The organism is Bordetella hinzii LMG 13501, assembly GCF_001548475.1.
GTDB lineage: Bacteria > Pseudomonadota > Gammaproteobacteria > Burkholderiales > Burkholderiaceae_B > Bordetella > Bordetella hinzii.
Genome location: NZ_LRUJ01000011.1, coordinates 89,240 through 106,617, shown reverse-complemented (window position 1 = coordinate 106,617; position 17,378 = coordinate 89,240). Strand labels below are relative to the sequence as shown.

Sequence of the window (17,378 nt, the reverse complement as noted above, 5' to 3'; positions counted from 1 at the left end):
ACCGCGTAAAGACGACACTTTGTACGCCGCCTGCCTGCCGCCCGGCGCGCGCGGGGCGCTTCCGGGTGTGGCTTGCGGCCAACACCCGGCGTCTCACGCCGCCAGCGGCTCGGTGCGCGCCATGAGCCAGTCCAGGGCCGCGCCCTGCACCAACGGCGCCAGGCGCTCGCGAACCTGGCGGTGGTAGTCGTCCAGCCAGGCGATTTCGTCGGCCCGCATCAGCGACACCTCGATGCAGCGCGTATCGATGGGGCACAGCGTGAGGGTCTCGAAGCACAGGAATTCGCCCAGCTCGCCTTCCAGCCAGCTACGGTTGACCACGAGGTTCTCGATGCGCACGCCCCAGCGGCCGGGACGGTAGATGCCGGGCTCGTTGGAGGTGATCATGCCCGGCTCCATGGCCGTGTGCGCCCCCGGCGCGGCGCGATAGGAAATCACCTGGGGTCCCTCGTGCACATTGAGGAAATAGCCCACGCCGTGGCCGGTGCCATGGCCGTACTCCGCGCCGCCCGCCCAGATGGGCGCGCGCGCCAGCGCATCCAGCATGGGCGAGGCGATTCCGCGCGGGAAGGCGGCCCGCGACAGCGCGATCATGCCCTTGAGCACCAGGGTGAAGTCCGCTTTCTGGTCGGCCGAGGGCTTGCCCACCGCCACCACCCGGGTGATGTCGGTCGTGCCGCCCAGGTACTGGCCGCCCGAGTCGATCAGCAACAGGCCGTCGCCCTCGATCACGGCATGGGAATCCTCGGTGGCGCGGTAATGCGGCATGGCGCCGTTGGCGTTGTAGCCGGCGATGGTGGCAAAGCTCGGGCACACATAGCCAGGGCGGCGCGCACGCGCCTGGGTAATCTGCTCGTCGATGGTCAGCTCGGTGATGGTTTCGCGCCCCTGGGCTGCCTCGAACCAGGCAAAGAATTCGCACAGGGCGGCGCCATCCTGGGCCATGGCCTCGCGCACATTGGCCAGCTCGGCCTCGCTTTTGCGCGACTTCATGAGGGTGGACGGATTGATGGCCTCGACGCGGGCAATCCGCGGATCCATGGCATGGAAGACGCCGCAAGTGACGCGGGCCGGATCGATGAGCAGGGTCTGGTCGCGCTGCAGCGAGCCCAGGGCCTCGGCCACCTGGGCATAGGGGGCCACATCCACGCCGTCGGCGGCCAGCCTGGCGGCCAAGGCGGCGTCTATCTTGCCCTCGGCCACGAACAGCGTGGCGTAATCGGCGCCGATCAGCGCATGCGCCAGGAAAACGGGGTTGTAGCTGACATCGGCGCCGCGCAGATTGAAGATCCAGGCGATGTCGTCCAGGGTGCTGACCAGATGGGTGTCCGCGCCCTTGGCGGCCATGGCCTGGCGCACCAGGGCCAGGCGCTCGGCCCGAGACTGGCAGGCGTAGGGAGCCACATGCTCATAGACCGGCGCCGTGGGCAGGCCGGGACGGTCGGACCAGACCTCGTCGACCAGGTCCGGGCCGATGGCCAGCGAGACCCCGGCCGGCGCCAGCGCGCCCGACAAGGCGCGGAAGGCCGACAGGCCCAGCACATTGCCGTCCACGCCCACCCTGCCGCCGGCCGGCACATGGGCCGCCAGCCAGTCGACATGGCCCGGCGTGGTCGCCAGCGCGATCTTCATGAGCTGCACGCCGGTGCCGGCCAGTTGCGCCTCGGCCTGCACCCAATAGCGGCTGTCGACCCACAGGCCGGCGAAATCCCGGGTCACGACCAGGGTGCCCACCGATCCGGTAAAGCCGCTGAGCCAGCGCCGCGCCTGCCAGCGCTCGGGCAGGTATTCCGACAGATGCGGATCGGCGGACGGCACGACATAGGCATCCAGCTTATGGCGGCGCATGGCCTGGCGCAGCGCGCCAATACGTTGATCGGTGCTTGACATGGTTTCCTCGATACTTAGCGCAGCATGAATGACATCGCGGCCAGGCTGTTGAGCATACGGATGGCGGCCTGCATGGTGGGAGCGGTGAAACCCACGGTGACGCCGTCCACGCGCTCGAGCGCCGGCCACATGCAGAACAGGTCGGCCAACGCCGAGGACTGCGTCTGCAGACGGCATTCTATCGGCCCCGGGATGCGGAAAGGAACCGCCTGAGCCAGATTGCGCGCGGCGGCCTCGGCTCCCTGGGCGATGGCGCGCCGCGCCGCCGCCGGCGCGAGCGTCACGCCGCTGCCCTGCCCGTGGGCGACCTTGGTCTGCACCCATTGCGCCGCCGGAAACAGCGGGCGGGTTTCCTCGATAAAGGCGTCATCGCCCGACGCGAAGATGACGGGCACGCCCAGCTCGCCGGCCAGCGCGCCGTACAGCCCCGCCTCGCCCAGCTCCATGCCATTGATGACCACGCGCGCGAAGGCAAAGCTGTTGATGGTGTGGGCCAGCACGCCCCGGCCTTGCGAGCGGGTGTGGTAGCCCACCATCATGACGCCGTCGCAACCCTCTTCCAGGCCGCCCATCATGCCCAGGTAGCGGGGTTTGCCCAGCACCAGGCGCGCGCGCTCGTCGAGCTGGTCCGGCAGCAGGTTGCGGAAGCCGCCATGCGAATCGTTGACCAGCACCTCGGTCGCGCCGCCCGCGAAGGCGCCGGCCACGGCGGCGTTGGCCTCGCCCGTCATCCAGGCCCGGGCGCGCTCGTACTCGCCGTTGCCCGGACGCACCTGCTCGGCATGGAATACGCCCGCCACCCCTTCGATGTCGGTGGAAATCAGGATCTTCATACAGTTTTTCCTCAGAAATCCCGGTCGGCCAGCCACTGCCGCCAATCGGGAATCACTTCAACCAGGGCCCGGCGCACATGACCATCGCGGCCCTGCACGGTCTGGGCGCGCCACAGCGCGCTGACAATGGCCTGCTCGCAAGCCTCGGCGGCGGCCTCGAAAAGTCGATCGATCCGCGCTTCGTGCAGCATGGGCTGCGCCGGCATGGCGCGCTCGGCCTGGTGCGGCACGGTATAGGCCGTGGAAAAAGCCAGCGAGATATCCCCGCTGCCATGGCCGAACACCGAACCAGTGCGCGCCAGCCCGGCCCCCGCGCGCAAAGACAGCCGGCCCAGCTGGCGCGCGTCCAGCGGCGCATCGGTGGCCAGGATCAGGATGATGGAGCCCTTCTCCGGGCCATGGTCCTGTTGCCGCGCCAGCCTCCGGCCGAAGGGTCGGCCGGCAATGGTCATGAGCGGCAGCCGTCCGAAATTGGATAGCACCAGCGCGCCGACGGTATAGCGCAGTCCCGGCTGGATCTCGGCCAGGCGCGAGGCCGAGCCAATGCCGCCCTTGAGCGAAAAGCTGGACATCCCGCGGCCGGCGCCGACGGACCCCTGGGCGAAATCGGCCGCCGCCGCGTCATAAGCCCGGCGGTAATCGTCCTCGGTGATGGACAGGGCCTGGATATCGTTCAGATAACCATCGTTGCACTCGAAGACCAGCGGATTGACCGTGGCCCACTCGCGCCCGATGGCCGGGTTGGCCGCGATGGCCTGGCGGATCTGCGCGTTGGCGACCGTGCCCACGCCAAAGGTATTGGTCAGCGCGATAGGCGTCTCCAAGACACCCAGCTCCTGCACCTGGACCAGGCCCACGCTCTTGCCGAAGCCATTGATCACACTGGCCGCCGCCGGAACCTTGTCCAGATAGGGATCGCCGGCATGGGGCCGCAGCACGGTCACGCCGGTCTGGCAGGCGCCTTCGGCGCGGGTCGCGTGGCCCACGCTGACACCAGCCACATCGGTGATGGCGTCGCGCGGTCCCGCTTGCAGATGGCCGATGCGCGGCAACTCGGCCTGGGAATCGATCGTCGTCATGGTGTCGCCGCTGGCGCGGCCTCCTTCAAAGCCTTCAGGAAAAAGGGCACGGCTCGCGCCGCGCCCTCTTCGCGTTCAGTCGGCCGCGGGCTCAACGCCGGTCGATCTTGGGATCGAGCGCGTCGCGCAGGCCATCGCCCAGCAGGTTGAAAGCCAGCACCGTCAGGAAGATGGCCAGGGCCGGGAAAACCGCCACATGCGGCGCCAGCACCATATCGGCACGGGCTTCATTGAGCATGGCGCCCCACTCCGGGGTGGGCGGCTGCGCGCCCATGCCCAGAAAGGACAGGCTGGCCGCCGTGATGATGGAGGTGCCGATGCGCATCGTGCCATAGACGACGATGGGCGAGATCGTGCCCGGCAGGATGTGCCGCATGATGATGGTCCAGTCGGAGGCGCCGACGCTGCGCACCGCCTCGACATAGGTCATCTGCTTGATCGCCAGGGTATTGCCGCGCACCAGGCGCGCAAAGGCCGGGACGCTGAACACAGCCACGGCCACGATCACGTTGACCATGCTCGAACCCAGGATGGCCACCACGCCGATGGCCAGCAGCATGCCCGGGAAAGCCAGCAGCACATCCGAGATGCGCATGGTGATGCGTTCCCACCAGCCCTGGTAGTAGCCGGCCATCAGGCCCATGAAGGTGCCGGCGACGGCGCCCATGGCGACCGACAGGAAGCCGGCGGCCAGCGAAATCCGCGCTCCCATGAGGATGCGGCTGAAGATGTCGCGGCCCAGCGAGTCCACGCCCAGCCAATGGGTCAGCGACGGGCCGGCATTCAGGGCGTCATAGTCGAAGAAGTTCTCCGGATCGAAGGGCACGATCCAGGGCGCGAAGATCGCCAGGGCGACCAGGATGAGCACGAAGATGCCCGCGCCCACGGCCAGCTTCTGCTTCTTGAATTTGCGCCAGAACTCGGTGAGCGGGGTGCGCACTTCGTTTTGCTTGGACGCGGCAGCGGCGGTAGTCGTATTGCTCATGGCCGCCTCACTTGTAACGGATGCTGGGATTGATGACGCCATAGAGCACGTCGACAATCAAGTTGATCAAAATGAATTCCAGCGAGAACAGCAGCACCAGCCCTTGGATGACCGGGTAGTCGCGCTGCGTCACCGCATCGACCAGCAAGCGGCCCAGGCCGGGCCAGTTGAATACGGTCTCGACCACGATGGAGCCGCCCAGCAAGAAGCCGAACTGCAGGCCCATCATGGTGACCACCGGGATCAGCGCATTGCGCAGCGCATGCTTGATCACCACGCGGCGTTCGGCCAGGCCCTTGGCGCGGGCCGTGCGCACGAAGTCTTCCTGGATCACCTCGACGAAGGAGGCGCGCGTGAAGCGGGCCATCACCGCGGCCACGGCCGCGCCCAGGGTGATCGAGGGCAATATGTAGTGCTTCCAGCTGGTCGCGCCCACGGTGGGCAGCCAGCCCAGGCCAACCGAGAACACCTGCATCAGCATCATGCCCAGGGCGAAGGCCGGAAAGGAAATCCCCGAGACCGCCAGTGTCATGAACAGGCGGTCGGGCCAGCGGTTGCGCCAGACGGCCGACACGATGCCGAAAATCATCCCGAAGGTGACCGACCAGATCATGCTGGTGATCGTCAACCACAGCGTGGGCATGAAGCGCTCGGCGATCTCCGTGGACACGGGCCGCTTGGTGCGCAGCGAGATGCCGAGGTCGCCTTGCAGCATATGGCCGAAATAACGCACGAATTGCTGCGGCAAGGGCAGGTCCAGCCCGAGTTCTTTGCGCACCAGCTCGACGGTGGCCTGGTCCGCCTCCTGGCCGGCGGCCAAGCGCGCCGGGTCCCCGGGCAGCATGTGCACAAACAGGAACACGACCACCGAGACCAGCAACAGCGTCGGGATCATGCCCAAAAGTCGTTTGACGATATAGGTCAGCATTGAAATTCCTGAGACTCCGGCGGGAGCACCATGCTCCCGCCGAGCCGCGTTTACTGCTTGATTTACCGCTTGGCTTACTGCTTGAGATCGATGTCGCCGAACCAGAACGAGGTATCGGGCTCGACATAGACGCCGGAGAGGTTCTTCGACTTCACGTAGACGTTGTTCTGGGTCACCAGGAAGGCCCACGGCGCGTCATTCCAGATGGTTTCCTGGACCTTGTTGTAGATCTCCGTCTTCTTGGCGCGGTCGGTCGTGGCCAGGGCCTGCTGGATGCCGTCATCCACCGACTTGTTCGAGTAGTAGGAGATGTTGTTGAGCACCGGCGGGAAGGCCGCGGTCGACAACAGCGGACGCAGGCCCCAATCGGCCTCGCCCGTGGAGGACGACCAGCCCGCGTAGTAAAGGCGGACCTTGGCATCTTCGGGCTTCTGGACCTGTTGCACGCGCTGCACGCGCTGGCCCGATTCCAGCACTTCGACCGAGGTCTTGATGCCGACCTGGGCCAGCTGCTGCTGCAGGAACTGCACTACTTTGACCGAGGTGCCATCGTTATAGGCCGACCACAGCGTGGTCTCGAAGCCCTTTTCGTAGCCGGCCTCCTTCAGCAGCTGGCGCGCCTTGGCCGGATCATAGGGCCAGGGACCGGTCTTGTGCGCATAGTCCACGCCCTTGGGTACCACGCCGTCGACCAGGGTGGCGTAGCCATTGAAGGCCACCTTGGCCAGCGCTTCCTTGTTGATGGCGTAGTTGATGGCCTGGCGGACCTTGATGTTGTCAAAGGGCTTGACCTGGGTGTTCATGGACAGATAGCGGGCCATGATCGAGTTCTTGTGATCGACCACGTCCAGCTTGTCGTTCTTGGCCAGGATGGCGGCCTGCTCGAACGGCACCGGGAAGGCGAAGTGCGCCTCGCCGGTCTGCACCACAGCCGCGCGCGTGTTGTTGTCGGTCACGGTGCGGAAGGTGATGCTGTCGACCTTGGGCTTGCCCTGGTTCCAGTAACCGGCGAACTTCTTGACCTTGAGGTATTCGGCCGGTTTCCATTCGACGAACTCGAAAGGACCGGTGCCCACGGGATGGAAACCGATTTCCTTGCCGTACTTCGCCAGGGCGGCCGGCGAGATCATCATCGCGGCCGGGTGGGCCAGCGCATTCAGGAAGGCCGAGAAAGGTTTCTTCAGGGTGATCTTGACGGTCAGCGGGTCCACCACCTCGACCTTGTCGATCACGCTGAACTGGATGTAACGCGACAGGCGGTTGTCCGGATTGGCGGGCCGGTCGAAGTTGATCTTGACGGCTTCGGCATTGAAGTCGGTGCCGTCGTGGAATTTCACGCCGGGACGCAGCTTGAACGTGTAGACCAGGCCGTCTTCGCTGACGCTGTAGTCGGTCGCCAGCACCTTCTGGATCTTCAGGTCCTTGTCGAACTCCAGCAAGCCTTCGTAGTAGGCCTTGCCCACCGCCTGGTTCAGGGTGCTGTTGGTGTTGTACGGGTCGAGCGTTTCCAGGGCGATCGAAACCGCGAAGGTCACGTCCTTGCTGGCATGGGCCAGCGGCGAGGCGAGCACGCCGAAGGCCAGGGCCGCGGCGGCCATCAGTTTGGTGGGGCGCAGTACTTTGTTCATTGCAACTCCTGGGTCAGAAAGGAGATACGGTTTGGTGGACAAGACAGGCCGGCGGCAAGCCGCCGGCCGCGACATCAATAGGCGCCACCGACAGCATGGCGCGCGACAAAGTGCCCCGGGGCGACCTGCACCAGGGGCTGGACGACAGGTTCGTCACCCACCTTGCGGATCGGGCTCGGAATTTCATCGGACAGCAGCGCACGCTTGAGATGACGGCGTGCCGGGTCGGCGATCGGAACCGCCGACATGAGTTTCTTGGTGTAAGGGTGCTGCGGATTCTCGAAGATCGCGCGGCGCGGGCCGATCTCGACGATCTGGCCCAGGTACATCACGGCCACGCGGTGGCTGACGCGCTCGACCACGGCCATGTCGTGCGAGATGAAGAGGAAGGACACGCCCAGGTCACGCTGCAGGTCGATCAGCAGGTTGACGATCTGCGCCTGGATGGACACGTCCAGGGCCGAGACCGATTCATCGGCGATGACCACCTTGGGATTCAGGGCCAGGGCGCGCGCGATGCAGATGCGCTGGCGCTGGCCGCCCGAGAACTCATGCGGATAGCGCTGCGCCATCTCCGGCGCCAGGCCGACGCGCTCGAGCAGCTCGGCTACGCGCGCCTCGGCCGCGCGGCCCGAGGCCACGCCATGCACCAGCAGCGGTTCCATGATGGAAAAGCCCACCGTGACCCGGGGGTCCAGCGAGGCGAAGGGATCCTGGAACACGAACTGGATATCGCGGCGCAGCGACTGCAGCTCGGTATTCTTCAGCTTGACGATGTCGCGCCCGCCGAACAGGATCTGGCCGCTCTGGCTGTCGACCAGACGCAGCAAGGACCGGCCGGTGGTGGATTTTCCGCAACCGGATTCGCCGACCAGCGACAGCGTCTCGCCCGGGTAGAGGTCGAAGCTGACTTTCTCGACGGCATGGACCCGTCGCTGCACCCGGCTCAGGATGCCGCCACGCAGGTCAAAGCGGGTGACCAGGTCACGCACGCTGAGGATGGGCGCCTGCTCGGTGCGCGGCACTTCCTGGGTGCTGGCGCTGCCCGGTTCGGCCACCGGTTGCGCGCGGCCGTCGACCTGCAGCAAGGGGAAGCGCGCCGGCAGATCGGTGCCCTGCATGGCGCCCAGCCGCGGCACGGCCGACAGCAAGGCGCGGGTGTAATGATGTTCGGGCGCGGCGAAAATACGGTCCGACGGCCCCTCTTCGACTTTGTCGCCGCGATACATCACCAGGACGCGGTCAGCCACCTCGGCCACCACCCCCATGTCGTGGGTGATGAACACCACGCCCATATGCATCTCATCCTGGAGCTGGCGGATCAGTTGCAGGATCTGCGCCTGGATGGTGACATCCAGCGCCGTGGTCGGTTCGTCGGCGATCAGCAGCGCCGGCTTGCAGGCCAGGGCCATGGCGATCATCACGCGCTGGCGCATGCCGCCCGAGAGCTGATGGGGGTAGCGGTCCAGCACCGACTTGGCTTCGGGGATGCGCACCTGTTCCAGCATACGCAAGGCCTCGGCGCGCGCCGCCCCCGCGTCCTTGCCCTGGTGCAGGCGGATGGTCTCGGCAATCTGGTCGCCCGCCGTGAACACCGGGTTCAGCGAGGTCATGGGCTCCTGGAAGATCATCGCCATATCGGCGCCGCGCACGCTGCGCATGGTGCGCGAAGACGCGCTGGTCAGGTCGACCACCGAACCATTGCGCCGGCGCAGGACCATGCGGCCCTGGGCGATGCGTCCGCCGCCATGCTCGATCAGGCGCATCAGCGACAGCGAGGTCACGGATTTGCCGGACCCGGACTCTCCGACGATGGCCAGGGTTTCGCCGCGGTCGACGTGGAAAGACAGATTGCGTACCGCCTCCACCGTCCGTTCGGAGGTCGCGAAGCGCACCGTCAGGTCTTCGACCTGGACCACGCGGTTTTCCGGCAGCGCCAGCGTCTGAGCGCGATCAACCATATTGAATTCCGTTCCTAAATGCTCGATGACGCGGACATCATCGGTAAATGGCGACGACGGCGTCCTCGCCAACCCGGCCGTAGCCGCGATACATGCCTTCGGTATTGAAGGGCAGCGCCACATTGCCCTGCCCGTCCACGGCGATCAGACCGCCCTTGCCGCCGATGGTGGGCAGCTTTTGCTGGACCACGCGGTCGGCCGCCTCCTGCAGCGAAGCGCCGAGATACTCCATCTGCGCCGAGACGTCGTAGGCGGCCACCATGCGGATGAACATCTCGCCGGTGCCCGTCGTGGAGACGGCACAGCTGCGGTTGTTGGCGTAGCAGCCTGCCCCGATCAAGGGCGCATCGCCCACGCGGCCAACTTGTTTGTTGGTGATCCCGCCGGTCGAGGTGGCGGCGGCCAGGTTGCCCTGGGCGTCCACGGCCACCGCGCCCACGGTGCCGAACTTGCGATCGGAATCCAGGGGATCGGCCGGCGCGGGCTGGCCGCTTGCGACCATGGCCTGGCCGTCATGGTCCAGCACCGCCGCCCCGGGGGTTTCGCGCTGCACGCGCAGCAGCTGTTCGCGACGCGCCTCGGTCGAGAAATAGGAGGGATCGACCAACTCCAGTCCCTCGGCGCGGGCGAAATCGACCGCGCCCTGGCCGACGAAGAACACATGCTTGCTATGCTCCATGACGCGGCGCGCGGCCAGCACGGGATTGCGCACGCAATCGACATTGGCGATGGCGCCCGAACGCAGCGTGGCGCCGTCCATGATCGAGGCGTCCAGTTCATGCGTGCCGGCGCTGGTGAACACCGCGCCATGGCCGGCGTTGAACAAGGGGCAATCCTCCAGCAGCCGCACGGCCTCGGTGACCGCATCCAGCGCGCTGCCGCCAGCGGCCAGCACGGCCTGGCCGGCCTGAACGATGGCGCGCAGCGCCTGCAGGTATTCCTGTTCTTTCTCGGGCGACATGGCCGCGCGCGACATCGCGCCAGCACCGCCATGAATCGCGATAACGGGGGTAATCATCGTTTTCCAGTTCCAGCTACACCATGGATCAGCCAGGGCATGACGGACTGCGTCACGCCCACGGCGGCTTCGATCGAATCTTTGGCGCGATGCGCCACGGCGGCCGACAAGGCTTCGATCAGGCCCAGGGCCGCGGTTTCCGCGTTGGAGGAGAATTGCCGCGCGCTGGGCGCATACAGGGCCACGGTGGCACAGGGCGCCAGCGGCGAGGTCGGCCGGTCGGTGAGGACCAGCACGGGCACCCCGGCCTGCTTGGCCGCATTGGCCAGCGTCACCGTATCGGCCAGATAGCGCGGGAAGGCAATGGCAATGACCAGATCGCGCGGCGTCATGCGCGCCATCTGGCGCGCCGCGTGCGATACCCCGCCAGGCCCGGCCAGCGACTCCACGGAATGCAAGTGCATGCACAGGCCACGCTGCAGCAGGCCGGCCAGGTAGCCGCTGGCGCCAAAGCCGATGATGAAGACACGCTCGGCCTGCAGGACCGAGGCGACGGCACGCTCGCAGGCGCCCTCGTCCAGGCTTTGCAGTGTGCGCTGCGCATTCTGGATGTCTTCCTGCAGCGTGGCCGCGAAAATCTGCACGGCGCTGGCCGAATGAGCCAGTTCCACGCGCAGTTTCTCCACCGGTTCCAGCGCCGCCTCGAAGCCGCGCGCCAGTTCGGCGCGGAACTGCGGATAGCCGGGCAGTTCCAGCGCCCGCGCAAAACGGTTGGCCGTGGCCACCGACACGCCCACGGCGGCGGCGAACTCATCAATGGTCATGGTCGCCACCCGGAAAGGATGGGCCAACACATAATCGGCCATGCGGTGCTGGGTGCGGCTGAAACCGGGCTGGGCCCGGGCAATCCGGTCAGCAATGGAAGCGGCGGCCTTGGACATCGGCGGGAGGTCTTAAAGAGGAAATGCCGCGGGACCGCGGCATGTAAATTTGTTTACCCGCGCATTTTAGAAAAGAAAATAAATTTTCATATTTAGGGATTACCCTGGCGTCGGACGAGAAAAACCATTTCGATAGAGTGGTTTTCAAGGCAAATAAAAACCCTGCCCGCCTGCGCGGCGGGCAGGGTTCGCCGAGCCCGGCTTAGCGGACGGCGGAGACGTCCAGCTTGGCCTGCGTCTTGGCCTGGATTTCCTCGACCGTGACGCCCGGAGCCACTTCCAGCAGTTTGAGGCCCGACGGCGTGACTTCCATGACGCCCAGGTCGGTGATGATCAGGTTGACCACCCCGACACCGGTCAGCGGCAGCGTGCACTCGGGCAGCAGCTTGATGTCTTCGCTGCCGTCCTTCTTCTTGGCGACATGCTCCATCAGGACCACCACGCGGCCGACGCCGGCCACCAGGTCCATGGCGCCGCCCATGCCCTTGACCATCTTGCCGGGGATCATCCAGTTGGCCAGGTCGCCCTTTTCGGAGACCTGCATCGCGCCCAGGATGGCCAGGTTGATCTTGCCGCCGCGGATCATCGCGAAGGAGTCGGCGGAGGAAAAGATCGAGGAGCCGGGCAAGGTGGTGACGGTCTGCTTGCCGGCATTGATCAGGTCGGGATCGACCTCGTCTTCGGTCGGGAAGGGGCCGATGCCCAGCAGGCCATTCTCGGATTGCAGCCAGACTTCCACGCCCTTGGGCACGTGGTTGGCGACCAGGGTCGGCAAGCCGATACCCAGGTTCACGTAAAAACCATCTTGCAGCTCGCGCGCGGCGCGGGCGGCCATTTCATCGCGGGACCATGCCATGTCGTCGTCTCCTTAGGCCGGGCGGGTGGTGCGTTGTTCGATGCGCTTTTCGGGATTGGCGTTGAGCACGATCCGATGCACATAGATGCCGGGCAGATGGATCTGGTCGGGATCCAGGCTGCCGGTGTCGACGATCTTCTCGACCTCGACCACCGTGATCTTGCCGGCCATGGCCACATTGGGATTGAAATTGCGCGCCGTCTTGCGGAACACCAGGTTGCCGCTGCGATCGGCGATATGCGCCTTGACCAGGGAGACATCAGGGGTCAGCGAACGCTCCATCACGTATTGCTGGCCGTCGAATTCGCGGATTTCCTTGCCGTCGGCAACGATGGTGCCCACCCCGGTGCGCGTGAAAAAGGCCGGGATGCCCGCGCCGCCGGCGCGCAGCTTCTCGGCCAGCGTGCCCTGGGGCGTGAACTCGAGTTCCAGTTCGCCGGACAGGTACTGGCGCTCGAATTCCTTGTTCTCGCCCACATAGGAAGCGATCATCTTGCGCACCTGGCGGGTGTTCAGCAGCTGCCCCAGGCCAAAGCCGTCCACGCCCGCGTTGTTGCTCACGCAGGTCAGGTCCTTGACGCCTGAGTCACGCAGCGCAGCAATCAGCGCCTCGGGGATGCCGCAAAGGCCGAAGCCCCCCACCGCTATCATCTGCCCGTCCTTGACGATGCCTGCCAGCGCCTCGTTGGCGCTTGCATAAACCTTGTCCATCGCTCCAGCTCCTTGTTGAGATCCTGAGATCGGTTGTCCGCCGGGGAGACAGCTCCCCCCGCCATCGTTTTTGTGCTTTGCCGCAGATTTTAGCGGCACCGGGCCGTCTTGTTGCCAGGCGGGTTGAACTGGGCCCCCAGACGGGCCAGCACGTGGGCCGGCCAGGCCTTGGAGCAATTGGCCACATAATCCATCCAGACCAGCACATTGCGGCCCCGGGCATAGGGGCCGCTGTCATCGCCCACCATCTCCAGCGTCAGCTCCAGCTCCATGCTGGAGCGGCCCAGGCGCAGCAGGCGGTGCGTCACGCGCACGGTCGCCGGGTAGTTCAAGGGCTTGATGAAATCACAGGAGGCATGCGCCAGGATAGGACCCTCGTCATCTGGCAGCTTCATATTGGCCTGGCGCAGGATGCACACCCTCGCCTCTTCCATCAGACGGAAATAAATCGTGTTGTTCAGGTGGTTCAAGGCGTCCATATCGCCCCAGCGCAAAGGCAGGTCGATCTGGTGCCAGGCGCCTTCTTCAAGCGGCGCCGGTTCGGGTGTCACGCGGTCCAAACGGTACTCCTGGAATTCATTTTCCGTCACTGCCGGTTTGCGGCGGCGGCCTGGCGCCAGCTGCAATACAATCGACGGATCTTTGATGATACTTCCTGCGGGAGTGGGACTGGAATAAGGGGAGCTTTACAAATGTCCGAACGCGAGTCGATGGAGTATGACGTGGTCGTGGTGGGGGGTGGCCCCGCCGGCCTCGCCAGCGCCATCCGCCTGAAACAACTGGCAGCCGAGAAAAACCATGAAATCAGCGTCTGCGTGCTGGAGAAAGGTTCAGAGATCGGCGCCCACATCCTGTCCGGCGCGGTCATGGACCCGATCGCCCTGACCGAGCTGATTCCTGACTGGAAAGAAAAAGGCGCGCCGCTGACCGTGCCGGTGACCCAGGATAAATTCCTTTTCCTGTCCGACAAGGGCGCCCGCTCCACCCCGGAATGGCTGCTGCCGGCCTGTTTCCACAACAAGGGCAATTACATCGTCCGCCTGGGTGAAGTCGCCAAATGGCTGGGCGAGCAGGCCGAGGCCCTGGGCGTGGATATCTTCCCCGGCTTTGCCGCGGTCGAAGTGCTCTACGACGAAAACGGCGCCGTGCGCGGGGTGGCGACCGGCGACATGGGCGTGGCCCGCGACGGCTCGCACACTGACCACTACCAGCCCGGCATGGAGCTGCTGGCGCGCTACACCCTGTTCGCCGAGGGCGCCCGCGGCCAGCTGGGCCGTCAGCTGACCGAGCGCTTCAACCTGGCCGAAGGCCGCAATGCCCAGTCCTATGGGATCGGCATCAAGGAAATGTGGGAAGTCGATCCGGCCCAATCGCGCCCGGGCCTGGTCGTGCACACTGCCGGCTGGCCGCTGGACTCCGATACCTATGGCGGCTCGTTCCTCTACCACTTGGACAACAACCTCGTGGTGGTCGGCCTGATCGTGGGCCTGGACTACGCCAACCCCTGGCTGTCGCCCTTCGAGGAATTCCAGCGCTACAAGACCCACCCCGCCATCCGCGGCACCTTCGAGGGCGGCAAGCGCATCGCCTACGGCGCCCGCGCCATCACCGCCGGCGGCCTGCTGTCGCTGCCCAAGCTGGTCTTCCCGGGCGGCGCGCTCATCGGCTGTGACGCCGGCTTCCTGAACGCCTCGCGCATCAAGGGCAGCCATGCCGCGATCAAATCCGGCAAGCTGGCCGCCGAGGCCGCCTTCGACGCCATCGTGGCCGACCGCCGCGCCGATGAACTCGCCGCCTACCCGCAGGCCTTCGAGTCCTCCTGGCTGCACGAAGAGCTGAACAAGGCGCGCAACTTCAAGCAATGGTTCAAGAAGGGACGCAGCGTCGGCGTCGTCATGACCGGTATCGAACAATGGCTGCTCAAGGGCAAGATGCCCTGGACGCTGCGCAACAGCAAGCCCGACCACGCCAGCCTGCAGCCGGCGGCGCAATGTGCGCGTATCGACTACCCCAAACCCGACGGCAAGCTGACTTTCGACCGCCTCAGTTCGGTGTTCATCTCCAACACCAACCACGAAGAAAACCAGCCCATCCACCTGACGCTGAAGAATCCGGACATCCCCGTGGAGGTCAACCTGGCCACCTATGGCGGCCCCGAGGCGCGCTACTGTCCGGCCGGGGTGTATGAATTCGTCAAGGACGACCACGGCGCGGACCGCCTGCAGATCAACGCGCAGAACTGCGTGCACTGCAAGACCTGCGACATCAAGGACCCGAAGCAGAACATCGTCTGGGTCGCCCCGCAGGGCGGCGAAGGTCCGGTCTACAACGGGATGTAAAGCGGGGGGGCACGGCCCTCTCTAGGGAGCAGCCATGGCGCAAGCCGTATTGCTGGCCGGTTGCGGCGATCTGGGCCTGCGCGTGGCTGACCGCCTGCTGGCGCGCGGCCAGGAGGTCTGGGCCTTGCGCCGCCACCCTCCTGCGGCGACGGCGGCCGGGATCCGCTGGATCGCCGCCGACCTGGCGGACCCGGCCAGCTTGGCCGGCCTGCCCCGGCACGTCGACCGCGTGGCCTATCTGCCGGCCCCGGGCGGACGCGATCCCGAGCGCTACCGGGCGGTCTTCGTGGATGGCCAGCGCCATTTGCTCGCAGCGCTCGGCCCACGGCCGCGGCGCTGGGTCTTCGTATCGTCGTCAGCCGTCTATGGCGAGCACGGCGGCCAGTGGATAGACGAGGACACGCCGCCCGCCCCCCAGGGCTTTAACGGACGCCTGCTGCTGGAAGCCGAACAATGGCTGCAAGCGCAAGTGCCCGGCGCGGTGGTGCTGCGCCTGGCCGGTCTCTACGGACCGGGGCGCAGCCAGCTGCTGCAGCGCCTGCGCGAAGGCCAGGCACGCGCCGCGGCCGGCCACTGGGCCAATCGCATCCATATCGATGATGCCGCCGCCGCGGTCGACCATCTGCTGCATCTGCCAGCGCCCCTGCCCTGCTATCTTGGGGCCGACGACACGCCCATGCCGCTGGACCGCCTTTACAGCGCCCTGGCTTGCCTGTTGCAGGCCCCGTCTCCGGCCCCCGGCCCGGCGCCGGCCCATGTCGGCAGCAAACGCATGAGCAACCGGCGACTCAAGGACAGCGGGCTGGCCCTGCGCTGGCCGGACTCTCTGGCCGGCTATCGCGAGCTGATCGAGCGCGGCATGGTTTGAGCGCGATCGAAGCAAGCGCCGGGCAGGCGCGCCACACTGTGCCACGCATCTTGAGGAGCCCGCATGATCGCCGTCATTTTCGAAGTCATCCCGCGCGACCGCCAGGCCTACCTGGATATTGCCGCGCAGCTTAAACCGGCGCTGCAGACCATGGATGGTTTTATCTCGGTCGAGCGCTTCCAGAGCCTGTCGGATCCGGACAAGCTGCTGTCGCTGTCTTTCTGGCGCGATGAGGCCAGCGTGCGGGCCTGGCGCGAGCATGGCCCGCACCGCCAGGCCCAGGCGGCCGGCCGTGGCGGCGTCTTTGCCGACTACCGCCTGCGCGTGGCGGCCGTGGTACGCGACTACGGCCTGGAGGACCGTGAACAGGTGCCCTGAACTCAGGCGCCCAGCAAACGGGCAAACGCCCGCAAGGCCTGCTCGATGTCCTGGCGCGAGATATCCAGATGCGTCACCAGACGCACGGGGCCGTCATAGACGGCACTCATCAGGATGCCCTCTTCTTTCAGGCCTTGATTCAGTGCGGCCCGGTGTTCGGCCGCGAAGCTCACAAAGGCCATATTGGTGTCCTGGGCATGCACTTGCACGCCGGGCAGCGCCGCCAGCCCCTGGGCCAGCCGGCGCGCGTTTTCGTGATCCTCGGCCAGGCGTGCCACATTGTGCTCCAGCGCATAGTGCGCGGCCGCGGCGAGCACCCCGGCTTGCCGCATGCCGCCGCCCAGCACCTTGCGCCAGCGCCGGGCCTGGTCGATCAAGGCCTGGCTGCCCACCAGCACCGATCCCACCGGCGCGCCCAGCCCCTTGGAAAAGCAGATCGACACGGTATCGAAAGGCTGGCATAGCTCGGCCAGCGGCAGCCCGCTGGCCACGCTGGCGTTGAAGACGCGCGCGCCGTCCAGGTGCGTGCCCAGGCCCTTGCCCCGCGCAAAGGCGGTGGCCTCGAGCATATAGGCCTGCGGAATCACCTTGCCCTGGAAAGTGTTTTCCAGCGCCAGCAGGCGCGTGCGCGCATAGTGCGCATCGCCCAGGGGCTTGACGGCCGCCGCCAGCTTGGCCAGCGGCAGCGAGCCGTCCGCATCGTGCTCGATAGGCTGGGGCTGGATGCTGGCCAGCACAGCCGCACCGCCGCCCTCGTATTTATAGGTGTGGGCCAACTGCCCCACCAGATACTCATCGCCGCGACCGCAATGCGCCATCAGGGCGGCCAGATTGCTTTGCGTGCCCGTGGGGAAGAACAGGCCCGCCTCCTTGCCCGCGCGCTCGGCCACCGCGCGCTGCAGGCTGATCACGCTGGGATCGTCACCCATCACGTCATCGCCCAAGGGCGCCCGCGTCATGGCCTGCAACATGGCCGCCGAAGGGCGGGTTACGGTATCGCTGCGAAAATCTATCATCGTGGTT

General features: G+C 66.2%; 16 protein-coding genes. 3 read left to right on the top strand and 13 right to left on the bottom strand.

Translation table 11 applies throughout. From position 1 onward, the window contains the following. Positions 1–93 precede the first annotated feature (93 nt). The 12 genes from AXA74_RS09970 to AXA74_RS09915 form a co-directional block, all read right to left on the bottom strand. Positions 94–1,890 carry an aminopeptidase P family protein gene (locus tag AXA74_RS09970; protein ID WP_029578664.1) on the bottom strand — a complete coding sequence of 599 codons (1,797 nt, stop codon included), beginning with the start codon at positions 1,888–1,890 and terminating at the stop codon, positions 94–96. A gap of 14 nt (positions 1,891–1,904) precedes the next feature. Next, positions 1,905–2,723, bottom strand: a complete 819-nt coding sequence (locus AXA74_RS09965) for a M55 family metallopeptidase (RefSeq protein WP_029578665.1) — start codon at positions 2,721–2,723, stop codon at positions 1,905–1,907. An 11-nt stretch (positions 2,724–2,734) separates the two neighbouring features. Beyond that, on the bottom strand, positions 2,735–3,802 hold the full coding sequence (locus AXA74_RS09960; protein WP_032957204.1) for a DmpA family aminopeptidase: 1,068 nt from the start codon (positions 3,800–3,802) through the stop codon (positions 2,735–2,737). 91 nt (positions 3,803–3,893) lie between these two features. Further along, positions 3,894–4,787 carry a glutathione ABC transporter permease GsiD gene (gsiD, locus tag AXA74_RS09955; RefSeq protein WP_029578667.1) on the bottom strand — a complete coding sequence of 298 codons (894 nt, stop codon included), beginning with the start codon at positions 4,785–4,787 and terminating at the stop codon, positions 3,894–3,896. A gap of 7 nt (positions 4,788–4,794) precedes the next feature. Then, positions 4,795–5,715, bottom strand: a complete 921-nt coding sequence (gene gsiC, locus AXA74_RS09950; RefSeq protein ID WP_032961931.1) for a glutathione ABC transporter permease GsiC — start codon at positions 5,713–5,715, stop codon at positions 4,795–4,797. Positions 5,716–5,789: 74 nt separating this feature from the next. After that, on the bottom strand, positions 5,790–7,343 hold the full coding sequence (gsiB, locus tag AXA74_RS09945) for a glutathione ABC transporter substrate-binding protein GsiB (RefSeq protein WP_029578669.1): 1,554 nt from the start codon (positions 7,341–7,343) through the stop codon (positions 5,790–5,792). A 74-nt stretch (positions 7,344–7,417) separates the two neighbouring features. Next, a complete protein-coding gene (locus AXA74_RS09940; RefSeq protein WP_029578670.1) occupies positions 7,418–9,304 on the bottom strand; it encodes a dipeptide ABC transporter ATP-binding protein in 1,887 nt (628 codons plus the stop codon). Positions 9,305–9,341: 37 nt separating this feature from the next. Continuing rightward, positions 9,342–10,322, bottom strand: a complete 981-nt coding sequence (locus tag AXA74_RS09935; protein WP_029578671.1) for an isoaspartyl peptidase/L-asparaginase family protein — start codon at positions 10,320–10,322, stop codon at positions 9,342–9,344. Further along, complete coding sequence (locus tag AXA74_RS09930) at positions 10,319–11,203, bottom strand: MurR/RpiR family transcriptional regulator (RefSeq protein WP_029578672.1); 885 nt, start codon at positions 11,201–11,203, stop codon at positions 10,319–10,321. Before AXA74_RS09930 ends, AXA74_RS09935 begins: the two co-directional genes overlap by 4 nt. A gap of 202 nt (positions 11,204–11,405) precedes the next feature. Beyond that, entirely contained in the window at positions 11,406–12,059 is a 654-nt protein-coding gene (locus tag AXA74_RS09925) for a CoA transferase subunit B (RefSeq protein ID WP_029578673.1), read from the bottom strand. A 12-nt stretch (positions 12,060–12,071) separates the two neighbouring features. After that, positions 12,072–12,770, bottom strand: coding sequence for a CoA transferase subunit A (locus AXA74_RS09920; protein WP_029578674.1), 699 nt, complete (start codon positions 12,768–12,770; stop codon positions 12,072–12,074). Positions 12,771–12,859: 89 nt separating this feature from the next. Further along, positions 12,860–13,330 (bottom strand): acyl-CoA thioesterase, encoded by a 471-nt coding sequence (locus AXA74_RS09915; RefSeq protein ID WP_029578675.1) that lies wholly within the window; start codon positions 13,328–13,330, stop codon positions 12,860–12,862. A gap of 132 nt (positions 13,331–13,462) precedes the next feature. On the opposite strand from AXA74_RS09915, the gene AXA74_RS09910 reads away from it, so the two are divergent. The 3 genes from AXA74_RS09910 to AXA74_RS09900 all read left to right on the top strand — a co-directional run bounded on the left by AXA74_RS09910 (position 13,463) and on the right by AXA74_RS09900 (position 16,355). Beyond that, a complete protein-coding gene (locus tag AXA74_RS09910) occupies positions 13,463–15,109 on the top strand; it encodes an electron transfer flavoprotein-ubiquinone oxidoreductase (RefSeq protein ID WP_032957210.1) in 1,647 nt (548 codons plus the stop codon). Positions 15,110–15,143: 34 nt separating this feature from the next. Continuing rightward, entirely contained in the window at positions 15,144–15,977 is an 834-nt protein-coding gene (locus tag AXA74_RS09905) for an NAD-dependent epimerase/dehydratase family protein (RefSeq protein ID WP_029578677.1), read from the top strand. Between the two features lie 63 nt (positions 15,978–16,040). Beyond that, complete coding sequence (locus AXA74_RS09900) at positions 16,041–16,355, top strand: antibiotic biosynthesis monooxygenase family protein (RefSeq protein WP_032957213.1); 315 nt, start codon at positions 16,041–16,043, stop codon at positions 16,353–16,355. Positions 16,356–16,357: 2 nt separating this feature from the next. Here AXA74_RS09900 and ltaE read toward each other — a convergent pair whose 3' ends face one another. Beyond that, entirely contained in the window at positions 16,358–17,371 is a 1,014-nt protein-coding gene (gene ltaE / locus AXA74_RS09895) for a low-specificity L-threonine aldolase (RefSeq protein ID WP_032963959.1), read from the bottom strand. Positions 17,372–17,378: the final 7 nt, after the last annotated feature.

Bases quoted from the DNA above. Each gene is read 5' to 3' on its own strand.
- AXA74_RS09970 (WP_029578664.1), bottom strand. From the start codon at position 1,890: ATGTCAAGCACCGATCAACGTATTGGCGCGCTGCGCCAGGCCATGCGC.
- AXA74_RS09965 (WP_029578665.1), bottom strand. From the start codon at position 2,723: ATGAAGATCCTGATTTCCACCGACATCGAAGGGGTGGCGGGCGTATTC.
- AXA74_RS09960 (WP_032957204.1), bottom strand. From the start codon at position 3,802: ATGACGACGATCGATTCCCAGGCCGAGTTGCCGCGCATCGGCCATCTG.
- gsiD (WP_029578667.1), bottom strand. From the start codon at position 4,787: ATGAGCAATACGACTACCGCCGCTGCCGCGTCCAAGCAAAACGAAGTG.
- gsiC (WP_032961931.1), bottom strand. From the start codon at position 5,715: ATGCTGACCTATATCGTCAAACGACTTTTGGGCATGATCCCGACGCTG.
- gsiB (WP_029578669.1), bottom strand. From the start codon at position 7,343: ATGAACAAAGTACTGCGCCCCACCAAACTGATGGCCGCCGCGGCCCTG.
- AXA74_RS09940 (WP_029578670.1), bottom strand. From the start codon at position 9,304: ATGGTTGATCGCGCTCAGACGCTGGCGCTGCCGGAAAACCGCGTGGTC.
- AXA74_RS09935 (WP_029578671.1), bottom strand. From the start codon at position 10,322: ATGATTACCCCCGTTATCGCGATTCATGGCGGTGCTGGCGCGATGTCG.
- AXA74_RS09930 (WP_029578672.1), bottom strand. From the start codon at position 11,203: ATGTCCAAGGCCGCCGCTTCCATTGCTGACCGGATTGCCCGGGCCCAG.
- AXA74_RS09925 (WP_029578673.1), bottom strand. From the start codon at position 12,059: ATGGCATGGTCCCGCGATGAAATGGCCGCCCGCGCCGCGCGCGAGCTG.
- AXA74_RS09920 (WP_029578674.1), bottom strand. From the start codon at position 12,770: ATGGACAAGGTTTATGCAAGCGCCAACGAGGCGCTGGCAGGCATCGTC.
- AXA74_RS09910 (WP_032957210.1), top strand. From the start codon at position 13,463: ATGTCCGAACGCGAGTCGATGGAGTATGACGTGGTCGTGGTGGGGGGT.
- AXA74_RS09905 (WP_029578677.1), top strand. From the start codon at position 15,144: ATGGCGCAAGCCGTATTGCTGGCCGGTTGCGGCGATCTGGGCCTGCGC.
- AXA74_RS09900 (WP_032957213.1), top strand. From the start codon at position 16,041: ATGATCGCCGTCATTTTCGAAGTCATCCCGCGCGACCGCCAGGCCTAC.
- ltaE (WP_032963959.1), bottom strand. From the start codon at position 17,371: ATGATAGATTTTCGCAGCGATACCGTAACCCGCCCTTCGGCGGCCATG.